This is a genomic window from Nonomuraea diastatica (assembly GCF_004349015.1).
GTDB lineage: Bacteria > Actinomycetota > Actinomycetes > Streptosporangiales > Streptosporangiaceae > Nonomuraea > Nonomuraea diastatica.
Genome location: NZ_SMKP01000223.1, coordinates 1 through 16,343 on the forward strand (window position 1 = coordinate 1; position 16,343 = coordinate 16,343).

Sequence of the window (16,343 nt, forward strand, 5' to 3'; positions counted from 1 at the left end):
GGGTTCCGGCGGGCCGGCGGGTGCGGGCGTGCCGTTCCGCGGTGGCGAGCAGGTGGCCGGCGCAGGCAGCACGTCCTGGCGGCAGGCGACGCCGCTTGAGACGACGGACGCGCCGCTCGCCGGCACGGGAGCCCACAGCTTCCCCGGTGAGGGTGTTCCGATCGACGCGGACGTCGTGATCGTGGCCGCCGGCGCGTGGACAGGTGAGGTGTGCCGGCCGCTGGGTGTGAAACTGCCGGTCTTCCCGAGGCGCGGTCAGATCCTGCACGTCACCCTGGAGGGCATCGATACGGCCTGGTGGCCGATCGTGCTGCCCAGGATCGGCCCCTACCTGCTCGGCTTCCCCGACTCCCGCGTCGTCATCGGCGCGACCATCGAGGACGTGGGGTTCTCTCCGCGTGTCACGATGGGCGGGCTCGGCGAGGTGATCGAGGCGGGGTTGCAGGTGGCGCCGGGGCTGCTGGGCGCGACGGTCGCGGAGACCAGGGTCGGGCTGCGCCCGGTGTACGCCCCCGGCAGCGCGCTCATCGGCCGCCTCACCAGCCGTGTGGTGGTGGCGACGGGCCTGAACTCGTACGGTCTGACGGCGGGCCCGTTCACCGGCCGGATCGCCGCCGTTCTCGCCCTCGGCGAGGAACCGCCCATCGACCTCACCCCCTACGCGCCTGCCATCGCCTGAACACACGCCCGCTCGCGCCACCTCCCACGTCGCGCCTCACGGGGACTGGCGCTCTGGGCTCCGGCAGCGCCTATCCGTCGTTGCCGGGCAGGCCGGGTCCGCCGTGCCGGGCACCCGGCCCATCACGACACGATTCCGGCCGATCACCACACGACACCCGTCACCACGCGACATCCGGCCGATCACCACACGAGATCCGGCCCATCGCAGCGTCGCGTCCGGCCCGCTCCCGACGGGGACCGTGGCCGACGAATGCACCATCACCACATGACGTCACCGAAAGCCACACAACCCACAAGGAACCCTTCACCGGAGCAACCCTCACCCCGCCCGACAAGCGTGACAAGTAGCCTCGTATGATCGGATTTCTCCCCACCATGATCTCGTGGGGAGGCCGCGTTGCCGCTGCTCGCACTGCTGATGATGCTCCTGCTCCTTCTGGCCACCGGATGCGGCACCGAGCCGGCCGTCCCGCCGATCACCCCACCGGCCGCAACCCCCGGCGGCACCTCCGGCGAGCCACCGCCGCCTCGCGAACGGCGACCGCGCGCGCCCGTGCGGGTGCCGTACGCAGCGTCGGGGAAGTACGCCGTCGTGCGCGGCGGCGCTCCCGCGAGGCCGGGACGCGGCGCGGTGGTGCGGTATCTGGTCGAGGTGGAGCGCGGCCTGCCGTTCGATCCCCGTACGTTCGCCTCGGAGGTGCACCGCACGCTCAACGACGAGCGGGGCTGGGGGCGTTTCCACAGGGTCGATCATCCGCCGGTGAGGGTGCGCGTCGCCCTGTCCAGCCCTCGCCTCACCCGCCGCGAGTGCCGGCCGCTGCGCACCGGGGGCAGCCTCTCCTGCTGGAACGGCACCCGCTCGGTCATCAACGCTCTGCGCTGGGCCAAGGGCGTCCCGCATTACGAAGGCCGGCTGACCGCCTACCGGCGCTACCTGATCAACCATGAGGCCGGACACGGCCTGGGGCACGGCCACCGCCGCTGCCCTGGCCCCGGCCGTCTGGCCCCGGTGATGGCGCAGCAGTCGATGTCGCTGGGCCGCTGCCGCCCCAATCCGTGGCCGTTTCCGGGTCGCAAATCTCGCGAAAGACACCAGACTGAAGATCGGAGACGCTGAAGGAAGGAATCGAATGATCACTATCGGCGCCGGCCGGGTAGGCGGTTCTGAGCAGGATGGCATCTCGGTCTTCAAGGGCATACCGTTCGCGAAGACCCCGTTCGGGCCGCTGCGGTTCGCCGCGCCCGTGCCGGTCGATCCGTGGGACGGCGTGCTGGAGGCCGTGCGGTTCGGCCCGCGCCCGCCGCAGCCTCCGATGATGCCCGGCCTGCCCGCGTGGAGCCCGGACGAGGGGCTCGACTGCCTCACCGTGAACGTCTGGACGCCCGACCCCGGCGGCTCCGGCCTGCCGGTGATGGTGTGGATCTACGGCGGCGCGTACCGCTCGGGCTGCGCCGACCTGCCCGTCTACGACGGCGCGACGCTGGCGGGCCACGGCGCCGTGGTGGTCACGTTCAACCACCGGGTCGGCATGGAGGGGTACGGCCACGTTCCCGGCGCTCCTGACAATCGGGGCCTGCTGGACTCGGTGGCCGCACTGCGCTGGGTGCGGGAGAACATCGCGGCGTTCGGCGGCGACCCGGGCAACATCACGGTGTTCGGCGAGTCGGCGGGTGCGGGCGCCGTCGCCTGCCTGATGGCGATGCCCCTGGCTGACGGTCTGTTCCAGCGGGCCATCGCGCAGAGCGTGCCGGGGATGTTCTTCACACCGGCTCACGCCGCGCGCGTCACGGAGTCGATCGTCGCCAGGGCTGGAGGAACGTCCCCGTGCGACAGCCCCGCGGAGGTGCTCGTGGCGGCGGCGGAGGCGGTCGCCACCGAGGAGATCCCCGGAAATCCCCGCGAATGGGGGCCGGTCGCGTTCGCCCCGCTCGCGTTCGCGCCCGTGGTGGACGGTGAGGTGCTGCCCGACACGCCGTGGAACGCCCTGGCCACCGGCGCGAGCCGCGACGTCGAGCTGATCACGGGCTTCAACCGGGACGAGTACCGGATGTTCCACGTCATGGGCGGCGGGCGGTTCGACGACGTCGGGCGGGCCATGCGCGTCCTGGCGCCCGCCGGGGCCGAGCACGCCTACCGCGAGGCGTACCCGGGGGCGTCCGACGAGGACCTGTACGTGACGCTGATGTCGGACTGGATGTTCAGGATGCCGAGCGCGCTGCTCGCCGACGCGCACACCGGCACGACCTTCGCCTACGAACTGACCTGGTCGCCCACACCGGCGTTCCGGGCCTGCCACGGCCTGGACGTGCCGCTCACCTTCGGGGCACTCGACGACGAGCTGGCGCAGATGCTCGCCGGCGAGTCACCCGACCTGCCGAAACTGTCGGACCAGTTCCGCAGGGCCTGGACGGCGTTCGCCGCCACCGGTGACCCGGGCTGGCCCCGGTACGACGCGGCGACCGCCACCACCCACGTCTTCGACGTCGAACCCGCCGACCTGCCCGACCCGGAGGCGGCCTCGCGCGCCATCTGGTCGAAGCCGGGTTTCTCCCCGATCGGCTGACCGCTCCCACGGGTGCCCGCGCGGGGTAGACGTGTCACGTACCCCGCGCGACCGGCTCCCGCGCGCGGGTGCGGGGACACGTGCGCGCGCCGGCGCCGGTGTGCGCGGCCGGTCAGGTGAGGCTCTGGCCGGCGCCGAGGCCCCGTAGCAGGGTGTCCACCAGGCGCACCGCCAGCGCGTCCGGGTCGCCGTCGCGGCTCTGGACGGTCTCGTGGATCAGCGCGTAATAGGCCCGCTTGGCCCAGACGTCGTCGACGTCGGCCCGCAGCACACCCGCCGACCGGGCCCGCTCGAACAGCAGGGTGCAGCGCTTCTCGACGTCCGCGTGCACCCGGGCCACCTCCGGGTCGGCCGACAGCGCCCGGCTCATCGCGAACCCCCAGTCGCTCTTGACCCGGAGCACGTTGGCCGTGACCTGGTAGAGCGCGACCAGCGGCGGCGTGTTCTCGGGGTTGGCGGCCTCCACGGCGGCGGCGAACTGCCGGGTGGCCCACGCCGCCATCGCGTCCACCAGCGCCTCCCGCGAGGAGAACCTCCGGTGCACGGTCGTGCGCGCCACGCCGGCCTCCTCGGCGATCTGCTCCATGGTGGCCGCCGGGTTCTTGCTCAGCACACGCTCGGCCGCCTCGAGAATCGTGCGCACCGTCCGCTCGGCGTCGGACCGCAGGGCGCGCGTGGGCGACGCGGCCTGCTCGCACGGCTCTGACCGCTCGGGCTCGCCCTGCGTGGACGCCTCGGGCTGCACCGGCTGCGGGGTCGGATGGGTCTCGCTCACCCCAGCAGAATACGCCAACGTATCCACTCCACCCGAACTTGCATCATCTGTGTTGCGAGTTATACCTTCAAAGCATCTCGCATGACGCAACTGAAGGGAAGTTTCCCTCATGGACCTGCACCTCCATGGCAAGACAGCGATCGTCACCGGCGCGAGCCGGGGCATCGGGCTGGCGATCGCACAGGCACTGACCGGTGAGGGGATGCGCGTCGTGGCCGCCGCGCGCACGATCACCCCCGCGCTGAAGGAGACCGGCGCGAGCGCCGTGGCCGCCGACCTGTCCACCCCGGACGGCCCCGCCCAGATGATCGACCGGGCGCTGGCCGAGCTGGGCGACATCGACGTGCTGGTCAACAACGTGGGCGGCGGCGACGGAGGTGAGGGCATGCTCGACGGGTTCCTGGGCTTCGACGACGACGTGTGGCGCGAGACCTACGACCTCAACCTCTTCAGCGCCGTGCGCGCCACCAGAGCCGCCCTGCCGAGCCTCGTCCGGCGGAGCGGCACGGTGGTCAACATCTCCTCGGCGGGCGCACGGACGCCGCACAGCGGCCCGGTGCCGTACACGACGGCCAAGGCGGCGCTGACGGCGTTCGGCAAGGCGCTGGCGGAGGAGTTCGGGCCGCAGGGGGTGCGGGTCAACACGGTCTCGCCGGGCGCCACGCGCACATCCCTGTGGGAGGAGCCGGGCAGGTTCGGCGCGGCGGTGGCGGCCGCCGGCGGCGTGGAGCTCGAGCAGCTCCTGGCGGGGCTCCCCTCCGCCACCGGCATGACGACCGGTAGGTTCGTCGAACCGGAGGAGATCGCCGCCCTCGTCACGTGGCTGGTCTCGCCGCACGCCGGCAGCGTCAACGGCGCCGACTACATCGTTGATGGCGGGGCGATCAAGACAGCTTGAACTATCGCGATATATCGTAGGTTAGGGAACACCGGGGATCCCGCCGGTCGAGCGGGACGGACTGATTTTCCAGGGGAGTGAGCGATGGTACGAATGCGGACGGCACGGCGCGTGCTCGCGGGTGGCGCGGCTCTCGCCGCGGCCGGCTGGGCACTGCGCGACCTGCCCTCCGAGCTGGGCGTACGGCCGCTGACGTCGGGGCCCGACCGAGAGGCGAGGATACGGCGTTCGCCGCAGTTCAGAGATGGCACGTTCGTCAATCCGACGCCGGAGACGGCCCTGGCCAGGCCGCCCGCGAGCATGCTCGGCGACCTGGCGAAGGACAGGGAGCAGCGCCGCCCCGGCGGCATCGTCCCGCTTCGTGTCCCGCCGTCCGGCCCGCCGCCCTCCGACGACGTGCGGGCCGTCTGGTACGGCCACGCCTCCACGCTGGTCGAGATCGAGGGCAGGCGGGTGCTGTTCGACCCGGTGTGGAGCAGACGGGCCTCGCCCTCGCACCTGATCGGCCCGAAGCGGCACCATCCGGTGCCCGTGGAGCTCGGCGAGCTGCCGCAGGTCGACGCGATCGCCATCTCCCACGACCACTACGACCACCTCGACATGGCGACCGTGCGCGCGCTGACGCGGACGCAGAAGGCGCCGTTCCTGGTGCCGCTGGGCATCGGCGCGCACCTGGAGCGGTGGGGCGTGCCCGCGTTCCGGATCATCGAGCTCGACTGGAATGAGGAGGCCGAGGTCGCTGGGCTGCGCTTCGTCGCCACGGCGGCCCGGCACTTCTCCGGCCGGACGTTCACCCGCAACGACACGCTGTGGGGCTCCTGGGTGGTCGCCGGGGCGAGCAGGCGGGTGTTCTATGCCGGCGACTCCGGCTATTTCGAGGGTTACCGGGGCATCGGCTCGGCGCACGGGCCGTTCGACCTGACGCTCATGCCGATCGGCGCCTACAGCCCGGCCTGGCCGGACATCCACATGACTCCGGAAGAGGCCGTCAACGCCCACCTCGATCTGGGCGGCAGCCTGCTGCTCCCGGTGCACTGGGCGACGTTCACGCTGGCCCTGCACCCGTGGGCGGAGCCGGTGGAGCGGCTGTGGCTCGAGGCCAAGGCCCGCGACGTCAAGATCGTCGTGCCCCGGCCGGGCGAGGCGGTGGACACCACGGCCGCCCCGGTGGTGGACGGCTGGTGGGAGACCCTGGCCTGACCGCCGGGCGCGCGGGCCGTACAAGCCGGAGTGCGGGTGCGGGCGCCGCCGCACCCGCACCCCGGCCCGCGCCGGTCACGGCTGAGCGTGCGGTCAGGTCAGCCGCTGCGCCTTGCTCAGGAGCCGCTGCGCCACCACCACCAGCGCCAGGAACAACCCGCTCACCACCTGCTGGAACGCGGACGTCAGGTTCCCCACCTGGTTGATCAGGCTCTGGATCACGCCGAGCAGCAGCACCCCCGCCACCGTCCCGGTGATCCCCCCGGCTCCCCCGGTCAGCAGGGTCCCGCCGATCACCACGGCGGCGATCACGTCCAGTTCCAGCCCGATGCCGAGGATCGTGACCCCGGACGACAGGCGGGCCGCGTTGAGCGCGCCAGCCAGCCCCGCGAGCAGCCCCGACATCAGGTACACGTAGACCTTCGTCCGCGCCACCGGCACGCCCATGAGCGCCGCCGCCTGCTCGTTGCCCCCGATGGCGTAGACGTTCTGGCCGAAGCCCGTACGCTGCAGCAGCACCATCGCGGCCAGCGACAGGGCGATCGTGATGTAGACCGGGTATGACAGGCCGAGCACCTGCCCCCGCCCCAGCTCCGCGAAGGCCAGGTCCTTCACCAGATACGTCGTGGCGCCCTCGTCGGAGATCGCCAGCATGAGGCCGCGCACGCCCAGCAGCCCGGCCAGCGTGACGATGAACGGCGCCATGCCCGTACGCGCGATCACCAGGCCCTGCAGCAGGCCGACCAGCCCGCACACCGCCAGCGGCAACAGCAGCGCCACGACGAGGCCGTACTGCGAGCCGTACGCCCCCAGCACACCTCCCAGCACGAACAGCGACCCGACCGACAGGTCGATGCCGCCGCTGATGATGACGAACGTCATGCCGATCGCGATGATCGCCAGGAACGACGACGACACCACCACGCTGACCGCGTTTCCGGGCGTGGCGAAGGAGTCGAACGCCAGGCTGCCCACGATCACCACCACGCCCAGCACCATGACCGCGCCGTGCTGCTGGAGCACCCGGCTCACCTGTCCGCGGTTCATCGAGTAGCACGCTCCCTGGTGGCGTAGACGGCGGCCAGGATGATGACCGCCTGGACCATCTGGGTCCAGGACTGCGGCAGGTTGTGTTTGATCAGCGTGGCCGCCAGCAGCTGCATGAGCAGCGCGCCCATGACCGTGCTCAGCACCCTGATCCGGCCGCCGGTCAGCGGGGTGCCGCCGACGACGACCGCGGTGATCGCCGACAGCTCGATGAACAACCCGAGCGACGTCGGGTCGCTGGCCTGCAACCGTGCGGTGGCGAGCACCCCGGCCAGCGCCGCGAGCAGTCCGGAGATCACGTAGACGATCAGCAGGACACGTTTGACGGGCAGCCCGGACAGCTCGCTGGCCGACCGGTTGCCGCCGATCGCCACGACCTGCCGGCCGAACGTGGTCCGCCGCACCACGAACATCACCACGAGCGTGAGGGCCGCCGCGATCAGCACGATGACGGGGATCCCGGCGACCGAGCTGCTGCCCAGCGCGATCAGGTCGGGGTTGCGGAACTCGACCAGCTGCGGCACGAGCACGTTGGCCAGTCCTCGTACGCCGACCAGCAGGGCCAGCGTGGCCACGATCGGCTGCACGTTGATGTAGGCGACCAGCGCCCCTCCCACAGCCCCCACCAGGGCGCCGCCGAGCACGGCGACGACCAGCGCGGGCAGCCAGCCGTACCCGAGGTAGAGGACGACGAGGGCGGCGGCCAGCGACATCGCCGAGCCGACCGACAGGTCGATGCCCTGGGTGCCGATCACCAGGGCCATGCCCAGGGAGACGATCACGATGGGGGTGACCTGGACGAGCTGGGTGCGGAAGTTCGACGCGTCCAGGAAGTGCGGGGTGAACAGCACGTTGAACAGCAGCAGCGCCAGCACGGCCGCGTACACGCCGTAGTCCTGCACCCAGGCGAACACGCGCGGTTTCAGCACGGCGACGCGGCCGCCGCCCCGGGTGGTGAGCTCAGCCATCGGACTGCTCCGCGATCGTCGCCATGATCCTCTCCTCGGTGACGTCGTCGCCCGACAGCTCCCCGGCGACCGCGCCATCGCGCAGCACGAGGATCCGGTCGGCGCCCTCGACCAGCTCCTCCAGGTCGGAGGAGATCAGCAGCACGCCCAGTCCTTCCTCGGCCAGCTCGTCGATCAGCGCCTGCACCTCGGCCTTGGCGCCGACGTCGATGCCCCGGGTGGGCTCGTCGAGCAGCAGCACCTTGGGCCGTACGGCAAGCCAGCGGGCGAGCAGCACCTTCTGCTGGTTGCCGCCGGACAGCTCGGAGACGAGCTGGTGCGGCGAGGCGGCCTTGATCCTCAGCCTCCGCATGAAGATCTCGACCACGCGGTCGATCTTGGCGTCCGACACCACGCCGGCCCGGCCGAGCGAGGGCAGCGCGGCGAGCGCGATGTTCTCGCGGACGGACAGGGTCGGGATGATGCCCTCGGCCTTGCGGTCCTCGGGCAGCAGGCTGACGCCCGCGCGGATGGCCGCCGTGGTGGAGCCGACGCGCACGGGCGCCCCGGCCACGAGCACCTGCCCGCCGTCCAGCGGGAGCGCGCCGACGATGGCCTTGGCGGTCTCGGTACGGCCGGCGCCGAGCAGCCCGCCGAGCCCGACGACCTCGCCGGGCCGGACGGACACGTCCACGCCGTCGAGGACGTGCCGCCGGGTCAGGCCGCGCGCCTCGACGACCGGAGAGCGCCGGCTCGTCCCGCCGTCCGGGGAGCCGGCGGAGTCCGCGCCCTGTCGTGGGCCCGCGCGGTCGCGGGAGAAGCGGGTGAGGCCGTGCGAGCGGACCTCGTTCGGGTCGCGGCCGAGCATCAGCGAGATGAGCCTCAGGCGTTCCACGCCGGCCAGCGCCCCGGTGTGGGCAACCCGGCCGTCGCGCAGTACGGTCACCTGGTCGCACACCTGGTAGAGCTCGTCGAGGCGGTGGCTGACGTACATGACGGCGATGCCCTGGTCGCGCAGCCGCCTGATCACCCCGAACAACGTCTCGACCTCGCGCGGCTCCAGCGACGAGGTGGGCTCGTCCATGATGACCACCCGCGCGTCGACGGACACCGCCCTGGCCAGGGCGACCATCTGCTGGGCGCCGACGCCGAGTGACCGCAGTGGCCGCCTGACGTCGGTCTCGACGCCGTAGCCGGCGAGGACCCGTTCCGCCTCGCCGTTCATGGCGGCCGCGTCGATCACGCCGAAGCGGCGCGGCTCGCGGCCGAGCAGCAGGTTGCGGGCCACGCTCATCATCGGGACGAGGTTGACCTCCTGGTAGATGGTGGAGATGCCGGCGCGCTGCGCGTCCATGGGGGTGCCGAAGGCCGCGGGTTCGCCCTGGTGGCGCAGCTCGCCGCCGTCCGGCTGGTACACGCCGGTGAAGACTTTGATCAGCGTGGACTTGCCGGCGCCGTTCTCCCCCACGAGGGCGTGCACCTCACCCGGGCGGAGGGCGAGGGACACGCCGTCGAGGGCGAGCACGCCGGGGAAGCGTTTGCTGACCTCCCTGGCCTCGAGAACCGCTTCCAAGTCAGTACGCCTCACCGAGGGAGTCCTTGGCGTTGGTCGTGTCGTAGTCCCGGTCGGAGATGATCACCTTGTCGGGGATGGCCTCTCCGTCCAGGAACTTCTGGGCGGTCTCGAAGGCCAGCGGGCCGAAGCGGGGGTTCGACTCGATGACCGCGTGCAGCCAGCCGTCGGCGATGGCCTGGACGGCGCTGCGGGTGCCGTCCACCGACACGATCTTGATGTCGCCGGCCTCCTTGCCCGCACCCTTCAGCGCGGTCACGGCGCCCAGGGCCATCTCGTCGTTCTCCGCGTAGATGCCGTTGATGTCGGGGTTGGACTGGATGAGCTGCTCGGTGACCTGCTGGCCCTTCTCGCGGGCGAACTCGCCGGTCTGCTCGAACGAGATCGTGATGTCCGGCGCCTTCTCCTTGACGCGGTCCTTGAAGCCGTTCGTCCGCTCGGTGGTGACGTTGTTGCCGGGGGCGCCGAGGAGGATGGCGACCTTGCCCTTGCCGCCGAGAGCGTCGATCATGCGGTCGGCGGCACGTTTGCCCTGCTCGTAGAAGTCCGAGCCGATGAACGTCAGATAGTCGCTGCACGGCTTGGCGTTGATCTTCCGGTCGACCGTGATGATCGGGATCTTCTTGGCGGCGGCCTGCTGGAGCACGGGCTCCCAGCCGTCGGAGTTCAGCGGGGCGATCACCAGGAGCTGCACGCCCTGGGCGATGAGCTGCTGGACGTCGGTGATCTGCTTGGAGAACTGCGACTGGGCGTTGGTGACCTTGAGGTCCTTGATGCCGAGCTTGGCCGCCTCGTCCCTGATCGACTTGGTCTCGGCGATCCGGAACGGGTTGGCCTCCTTCTCGGACTGGGAGAAGCCGACCGTGGCCGTCCTGAGGTCGAATCTCGTGCCGCCGAACTGGTCGAGCGTGCAGGTGGGCCCGGCCGTGCCGGAGGGGGTCTGGACGACCTGCCGCCCGGCGGTGCCGGTGGCGGCGGGCGCGCTCTGCGGCTCCTCCGACTTGGCGCAGGCCGACGCCGTGAGGAGCACGGCCAGCGTCAACGCGGCCGCCCGGATATGGGGGGTCATGGCGTTCCTTTCCTATCAGGAGCGGCGCCCGGGCCACGAGGGCCCGGGCGCGGCGGAGCTCAGGCGCAGGGCGGGTTGATCGCATCCGTCAGCGCCTTGTGCGCGTCGTGGACGCGCTTCACGTCGGGTTTGGTGACCGCCCGGTCGTACGTCATCAGGCCGTTGATCTCGGTCTCGACATCGGTGGTCTGGGTGTAGATCGCGCCGCTCAGCTGCTCGCAGGCGTGCAGCCGCTCGATCTCCTCGATCATGCCGACGTAGCGGTCGGTGAGGGACTCGGGATCGGGTTCGACCGCGTAGCCCCAGCCTCCGCCGGACCAGGTGTGGCCGACCACCGGCAGGGCCAGCCCGCCGTACTCGCCGATCACGTTGGCCCTGGTCCCCTCCGGCTTGCCGGGGTTGCCGGGGCCCGGGTAGATGTGGAAGTCCTTGACGTCGCCGTTGCCGCCGTCCACGGCGTTGCAGCAGTTGACGCCGCTCATGTTGTTCACCAGGCGCGAGGGGTCCCAGCTCTTGACCAGATCGGCGATGCGTGCCTGGTCGTACTGGCCCCAGCCCTCGTTGAACGGCACCCACATCACGATCGACGGGCTGCTGCGGTGCTGGTCGACCAGCTCGCGCAACTCGGCCTCGAACTGGGGCCGGTCGTCGGCGCGTACGGTCGACGGCATGTCCTGCCAGACCAGGAGGCCCAGCTTGTCGGCGTGGTGGTACCAGCGGTCGGGCTCGACCTTGACGTGCTTGCGCACCGCGTTGAAGCCGAGTGCCTTGGTCTGCTCCAGGTCATAGCGCAGGGCCTCGTCGGTCGGGGCGGTGTAGATGCCGTCGGGCCAGAAGCCCTGGTCAAGAGGGCCGATCTGGAAGACCGGCTTGCCGTTGAGCATCATCCGGTTGCCGGACACCCCGATGGAGCGCATCCCGAAGTAGGACTCGACCTTGTCACGCTTGAGCCTGACATCCAGGTCGTAGAGGTGGGGGTCGCCGGGAGACCAGAGTCTGGGCTTGCGCACCGGGATCCTGAGCTCCTCGCCGGTCTCGCCGGTGGCCCTGCCGACCACGCGCCTGCCGTCCCTGGCCGTCACGGTCACGGGGCCCGGCGAGCCGTGCACGGTGACCTTCACCGCCTCGCCCGGCACGTCGGGCACGGCGTCGACGCGCTCGATGTGATCCTTGGCGACCGGCTCTAGCCAGACGGACTGCCAGATGCCGGACACGGCGGTGTACCAGATGCCGCCCGGGTTGAGCCGCTGCTTGCCGAGGGCCTGGCTGCCGGTGTCGGTCGGGTCGTACACGCCCACGACCAGTTCCTGGCGGCCGTGGCGCTTGAGCGCGTCGGTCACGTCCACGCTGATCCGGTCGTAGCCGCCCTTGTGGGTGGTGACCTGCTTGCCGTTCACGTAGACGGCGGCCTGCCAGTCCACCGCGTCGAGGTGCAGCAGGACGCGCTCGCCACGCCAGCCGCGCGGCACCTCGAACGCTCTGCGGTACCACATGCGCTCCTCGTGCCGGCCGATGCCGGACAGCTGGGACTCGACGGGGTACGGCACGACGATGCGCTCGGGCAGGTCACGGCCGACGGGCGCGGCCTCGCCCTCCTTGGCCGGGCCGAACTGCCAGGTGCCGTTGAGACTGTGCCAGCGGTCCCTGACGAGCTGCGGCCTGGGGTACTCGGGCAGCGGCTTCGCCGGGTCGACGTCGTCGGCCCACGTGCTGCGCAGGATGTAGGCCGAGGCGTTGAGCACGTAGCCGTAGGTGTAGGCGGCCAGCTCGGTGCCGTCGGCGTAGGTGATGCTGCCGGTGCCGTCGTAGCCGGTGCGTACGGTGTTGCCGGCCTTGGCGGGGATCGGGTGCTTCAGCTTGAGCTCGACGGTCTCGGGGCTCTTGAGGGTCGCCGCGGTCACGGGCCACGCCGTCCCGGCGACGGTGACGGCGAGCTTGCCGGCCGCGTCCGCGGGCAGGTCGGCCAGCGCCTTGGGGAAGGTGAGCGTGGCGACGTCCCCGGCCTCGTCGAGCCGGGCATCGGCCGGGCCTCCGGGGTCGAAGCCCTCGGGCAGTGTGAACGCGTCCGCGGGGACGACGGCCTTCGGCTGGCTCGGGCTCTCCCACCGCAGCCGCAGGTGGGCGCCGCCGTAGTGCTCGAAGTACTCGACCTTGACGTCGTACCTCCTGCCGGCCTCCAGGGCGATCGGGGTGCCGGTCTGTTCCGCGTCCCAGTCGTCCACCCAGTGGTCGATGATCGGCTTGCCGTCGATCCAGAGGCGGAAACCGTTGTCGCCGATCATGGAGAAGGTGTAGGTCTCGGAGTGTTCGGGCTCGATCTGCCCGGTCCACCGGACGGTGACGTCGTCCTCCCTGCCGGTCAGCATCGTGAACACGGGGTTCAGGTCGGCCAGCTCCAGGTTGGGGTCGACGACGCTCGCCTTGAGCTCGGCGAAGTCGAACGCGCTCGCCGCCGAGGCGAGGTAGTAGTCGCCGCGCAGGCCGTGCCGCTCGGACGCGGCGGAGGCGGGCGGCGGCACCTGCCATAAGACGGACATCAGGATGGCGAGCAACAGCACGAGGGGCTTACGCAACGGGGGGTCCTTTCGATGCGCTGATCACGTTCGGACAGCTTTTGACCCTGACATGCTCCAAAGTAAGCACTGCCGGACCGAGCCGGTCAAGATTTCCGATCAGATTCGTTCTCGTTCGGTCAAAGGTGAACGCATGTGGGCGCGTCGAATATGATCGGGTCGTGAGCGACACGCAGAGCGACGGCCGCAGGCCCGTGTTCGCCGCTGAACGCAGGCAGCGCATCCTCGAGTTGGTGCGTGCCAACGGCGCGGTGTCGCTGCGCGAGCTCGCCCAGGCCGTCCGCTCCTCCGAGGTCACCGTCCGCCGCGACCTGCGCGCTCTGGAGTCGGAGGGCCTGCTCAACCGCCACCACGGCGGCGCCACCCTGCCGGGCGAGCTGTCGCGCGAGGCCGGCTACGCGCACAAGGTCTCGCTCGAGTCCGCCGAGAAGGCCGCCATCGCCGAGCTGGCCGCCGCGCTCGTGGAGGACGGCGACGCCATCGTGGTCGGGCCGGGCACCACCACCCAGGAGTTCGCCCGCCGCCTGACGAGGCATTCCGAGCTGGCCGTGGTGACCAACTCGCTGCTGGTCGCCCAGGTGCTGGCCGGCTCGCCGCGCGTCGAGGTGATGCTGACCGGCGGCACGCTGCGCGGGTCGATCCTGGCCCTGGTCGGCAGCGCGGCCGAGCACTCGCTCGCGGGGCTGCGGGTGCGCAGGGCGTTCATCTCGGGCAACGGGCTGAGCGCCGACCGCGGGCTGTCCACGCCCAACATGCAGGTGGCGGGCGTCGACCGGGCACTGGCCGCGGCCGCCGAGGAGGTCGTCGTGCTGGCCGACCACACCAAGGTCGGCGTCGACACGATGGTCCAGACCGTGCCCGCCGACCAGATCGGCCACCTGGTCACCGACGACTCCGCGCCCCGCGACGTGCTCGACGAGCTGAGCGGCCGGGGCGTGCGCCTGCACGTCGCCCAGTTCTGATCGCCCTACTGATCGAATGTGACAAACCCGTTACGGGAATGTTTTCTTCCTCGACCACGATCGAGGCGGAGGCAACCGTGCTACAGGTGGCAGGCGTTCTCAAGACCTTCCAGGGTGTCACCGCCCTCGACCACGTCACCCTGTCCGTACGCCCCGGCGAGGTGCACGCCCTGATCGGCGGCAACGGCGCGGGCAAGTCGACCCTGGTGAAGGTGCTCTCAGGCGTCTACCCACCCGACGCGGGCGAGCTGCGCCTCCGCGGCGAGCCGGTCAGGTTCGCCGGCCCGGCCGACGCCAGGCGGGCCGGGATCGCCACGATCCATCAGGAGACCAACCTCGTCCCCACCATGAGCGTCGCCCGCAACCTGCTGCTCGGCAGGGAACCCCGGGGCCGGCTCGGGCTGATCGACTCCGCGGCCGTGCACGCCCGCGCCGAGGAGGTGCTGGCCGCCTACGGGCTGCGGGTCGACGTGCGCCGCCCCCTCGCCTCGCTCAACGAGGGCACCCGCCAGCTCGTGGCGCTGGCCAGGGCGGCCTCCGCGGACGCCCGCCTGGTCATCATGGACGAGCCCACGTCGGCGCTGGAGCACGCCGACCTGGAAACCCTGTTCGGCGCCGTGACCCGGCTGCGTGAGGAGGGCCGCTCGGTCATCTACGTCACCCACCGGCTGGAAGAGTTGTTCGGCATCTGCGACCGCGTCACGGTGCTGCGTGACGGCCGGGTCGTGCACACCGGGCCGCTGGCAGGGCTCGACCGGCTGCGGCTGGTCTCGCTCATGCTGGGGCGGCCGTTCCACCCGGTGGAGGCGCCGCTCGCGGCCGGCGAGGCCGAGGAGCCCGCCGACGAGCCCGTGCTGGAGGCCAAGGGTCTCACCCGTCACCACGTGCTCGACGGGGTGTCGCTGGCGATGCGGGCCGGCGAGGTGGTCGGGCTCGGCGGGCTGCTCGGCGCCGGCCGCAGCGAGACGGCCCGCGCCATCGCCGGCGCCCTGCCGGTGGACGCGGGGCAGGTGACGGTGGCCGGCGCGCACCCGTCGTCGGGGGCCCGCAAGTGGTCGGTCAGGAGCGCCGTACGCGCCGGGATCGGCCTGGTCCCGGAGAACAGGAAGACCGAGGGCATCGTGCCCACATTGTCGGTGCGCGACAACATCGCGCTGGCCGCGCTGCCACGGCTGTCGCGGGCGGGGATCGTGTCCGACGCGCAGGTGGACGGCATCGTGGCGACGTTCATGAAGCGGCTGGGGATCAAGGCGGTCTCGCCCCGGCAGCCGGCCGGCGAGCTGTCGGGCGGCAACCAGCAGAAGGTGCTGCTGGCGCGGTGGCTGGCCATGCACCCCAAGGTGCTGCTGCTGGACGAGCCGACCCGCGGGGTCGACGTGGCGACCAAGCTGGAGATGCAGGCCCTGCTGGACGAGCTCGCCGTGGACGGGCTGGCGATCCTGCTCATCTCGTCCGACGTCGCCGAGCTGGTGGAAAACTGCGACAGCGTGGTGGTGCTGCGCGACGGCGCGATCACCGAGCAGCTGACCGGCCCCGAGGTCACAGAAGACCGCCTGCTGGCGGCCCTGGCCAAGGACTGACCCCTCCGGCGGCTGCGGCACCCACGCGCCGGGATCGCCGCCGGTGTCCTGTGCGACGGCCATGGCTCTGCGCTCGGTGGAGTGGCGTCGTAGACCTCCCGGGCGACGGCCGGCTCCTCCCGCGCGGCCTTTCTCCTCTCCCCGAACCGCAGGGCGGGTTCCGGTCAGGACTTATTCAGCCCGGGGGACGCCCTCTATTCGACGCCGATCGTAGACGATCATGACCTGTGGCACACGGCTCACGGCCGTCTCCGCTCGCGCGGCCGGCGTACTCTGCGGGCCACGATCTGCCGTCCGAGCAGCACCGACCCGGGCACCAGCACAACGCCCAGAAGGCTGGTGCCCAGGCCCAGGCCGATGCCGGCGTCCACCACCCCGTCGCCGTCGCCGCCGAGCACCGGCAGGCCGAGCGACACCGAGACCGAGACCGACAGGAGCGGCTCCCTGTCCCGCACCGGAGGGTCGGGCTCGTTC

At 71.5% G+C, this 16,343-nt stretch carries 14 protein-coding genes; 7 read left to right on the forward strand and 7 right to left on the reverse strand.

Going from position 1 to position 16,343, the window contains the following annotated elements; genetic code table 11:
• From E1294_RS45530 to E1294_RS45540, 3 genes are all read left to right on the forward strand, one after another.
• Nucleotides 1-679: NAD(P)/FAD-dependent oxidoreductase (locus E1294_RS45530; protein ID WP_220448308.1), on the forward strand; the 679-nt coding region annotated here is incomplete at its 5' end.
• Nucleotides 680-1,078: 399 nt separating this feature from the next.
• Entirely contained in the window at nucleotides 1,079-1,798 is a 720-nt protein-coding gene (locus E1294_RS45535) for a DUF3152 domain-containing protein (protein ID WP_246083738.1), read from the forward strand.
• A gap of 13 nt (nucleotides 1,799-1,811) precedes the next feature.
• Nucleotides 1,812-3,245 (forward strand): carboxylesterase/lipase family protein, encoded by a 1,434-nt coding sequence (locus E1294_RS45540; protein WP_132517968.1) that lies wholly within the window; start codon nucleotides 1,812-1,814, stop codon nucleotides 3,243-3,245.
• Nucleotides 3,246-3,357: 112 nt separating this feature from the next.
• Here E1294_RS45540 and E1294_RS45545 read toward each other — a convergent pair whose 3' ends face one another.
• Nucleotides 3,358-4,020, reverse strand: a complete 663-nt coding sequence (locus E1294_RS45545) for a TetR/AcrR family transcriptional regulator (protein WP_246083739.1) — start codon at nucleotides 4,018-4,020, stop codon at nucleotides 3,358-3,360.
• Nucleotides 4,021-4,129: 109 nt separating this feature from the next.
• Here E1294_RS45545 and E1294_RS45550 point away from each other — a divergent pair, with 109 nt between their 5' ends.
• Nucleotides 4,130-4,918 carry an SDR family NAD(P)-dependent oxidoreductase gene (locus E1294_RS45550; RefSeq protein WP_132517972.1) on the forward strand — a complete coding sequence of 263 codons (789 nt, stop codon included), beginning with the start codon at nucleotides 4,130-4,132 and terminating at the stop codon, nucleotides 4,916-4,918.
• A gap of 84 nt (nucleotides 4,919-5,002) precedes the next feature.
• The gene (locus E1294_RS45555; RefSeq protein ID WP_246083740.1) at nucleotides 5,003-6,118 is read left to right on the forward strand and encodes an MBL fold metallo-hydrolase; all 1,116 of its coding nucleotides are present in this window, start codon (nucleotides 5,003-5,005) and stop codon (nucleotides 6,116-6,118) included.
• 93 nt (nucleotides 6,119-6,211) lie between these two features.
• Here E1294_RS45555 and E1294_RS45560 read toward each other — a convergent pair whose 3' ends face one another.
• From E1294_RS45560 to E1294_RS45580, 5 genes are read right to left on the reverse strand one after another with little or no spacing between them, the layout of a single operon-like run.
• Nucleotides 6,212-7,165, reverse strand: coding sequence for an ABC transporter permease (locus tag E1294_RS45560; RefSeq protein WP_132517974.1), 954 nt, complete (start codon nucleotides 7,163-7,165; stop codon nucleotides 6,212-6,214).
• Entirely contained in the window at nucleotides 7,162-8,133 is a 972-nt protein-coding gene (locus E1294_RS45565) for an ABC transporter permease (RefSeq protein ID WP_132517976.1), read from the reverse strand. The genes E1294_RS45560 and E1294_RS45565 overlap by 4 nt, the downstream gene beginning before the upstream one ends.
• Nucleotides 8,126-9,685: a sugar ABC transporter ATP-binding protein gene (locus tag E1294_RS45570; protein ID WP_132517978.1), complete on the reverse strand. Its 1,560-nt coding sequence runs from the start codon at nucleotides 9,683-9,685 to the stop codon at nucleotides 8,126-8,128. The genes E1294_RS45565 and E1294_RS45570 overlap by 8 nt, the downstream gene beginning before the upstream one ends.
• A gap of 1 nt (nucleotide 9,686) precedes the next feature.
• On the reverse strand, nucleotides 9,687-10,754 hold the full coding sequence (locus E1294_RS45575; protein WP_132517980.1) for an ABC transporter substrate-binding protein: 1,068 nt from the start codon (nucleotides 10,752-10,754) through the stop codon (nucleotides 9,687-9,689).
• Between the two features lie 59 nt (nucleotides 10,755-10,813).
• Nucleotides 10,814-13,327, reverse strand: coding sequence for a PA14 domain-containing protein (locus tag E1294_RS45580; protein WP_220448310.1), 2,514 nt, complete (start codon nucleotides 13,325-13,327; stop codon nucleotides 10,814-10,816).
• A 161-nt stretch (nucleotides 13,328-13,488) separates the two neighbouring features.
• Here E1294_RS45580 and E1294_RS45585 point away from each other — a divergent pair, with 161 nt between their 5' ends.
• Together E1294_RS45585 and E1294_RS45590 are read left to right on the forward strand one after the other, a co-directional pair.
• Nucleotides 13,489-14,289, forward strand: coding sequence for a DeoR/GlpR family DNA-binding transcription regulator (locus tag E1294_RS45585; protein WP_220448311.1), 801 nt, complete (start codon nucleotides 13,489-13,491; stop codon nucleotides 14,287-14,289).
• 86 nt (nucleotides 14,290-14,375) lie between these two features.
• A complete protein-coding gene (locus E1294_RS45590; protein WP_246083741.1) occupies nucleotides 14,376-15,869 on the forward strand; it encodes a sugar ABC transporter ATP-binding protein in 1,494 nt (497 codons plus the stop codon).
• A gap of 239 nt (nucleotides 15,870-16,108) precedes the next feature.
• Here the strand turns inward: E1294_RS45590 and E1294_RS45595 are convergent.
• Nucleotides 16,109-16,343: hypothetical protein (locus E1294_RS45595; protein ID WP_220448312.1), on the reverse strand; the 235-nt coding region annotated here is incomplete at its 5' end.

Coding starts and splice junctions, on each gene's coding strand:
- E1294_RS45540 (WP_132517968.1), top strand. CDS start 1,812: ATGATCACTATCGGCGCCGGCCGGGTAGGCGGTTCTGAGCAGGATGGC.
- E1294_RS45550 (WP_132517972.1), top strand. CDS start 4,130: ATGGACCTGCACCTCCATGGCAAGACAGCGATCGTCACCGGCGCGAGC.
- E1294_RS45555 (WP_246083740.1), top strand. CDS start 5,003: ATGGTACGAATGCGGACGGCACGGCGCGTGCTCGCGGGTGGCGCGGCT.
- E1294_RS45560 (WP_132517974.1), bottom strand. CDS start 7,165: ATGAACCGCGGACAGGTGAGCCGGGTGCTCCAGCAGCACGGCGCGGTC.
- E1294_RS45565 (WP_132517976.1), bottom strand. CDS start 8,133: ATGGCTGAGCTCACCACCCGGGGCGGCGGCCGCGTCGCCGTGCTGAAA.
- E1294_RS45575 (WP_132517980.1), bottom strand. CDS start 10,754: ATGACCCCCCATATCCGGGCGGCCGCGTTGACGCTGGCCGTGCTCCTC.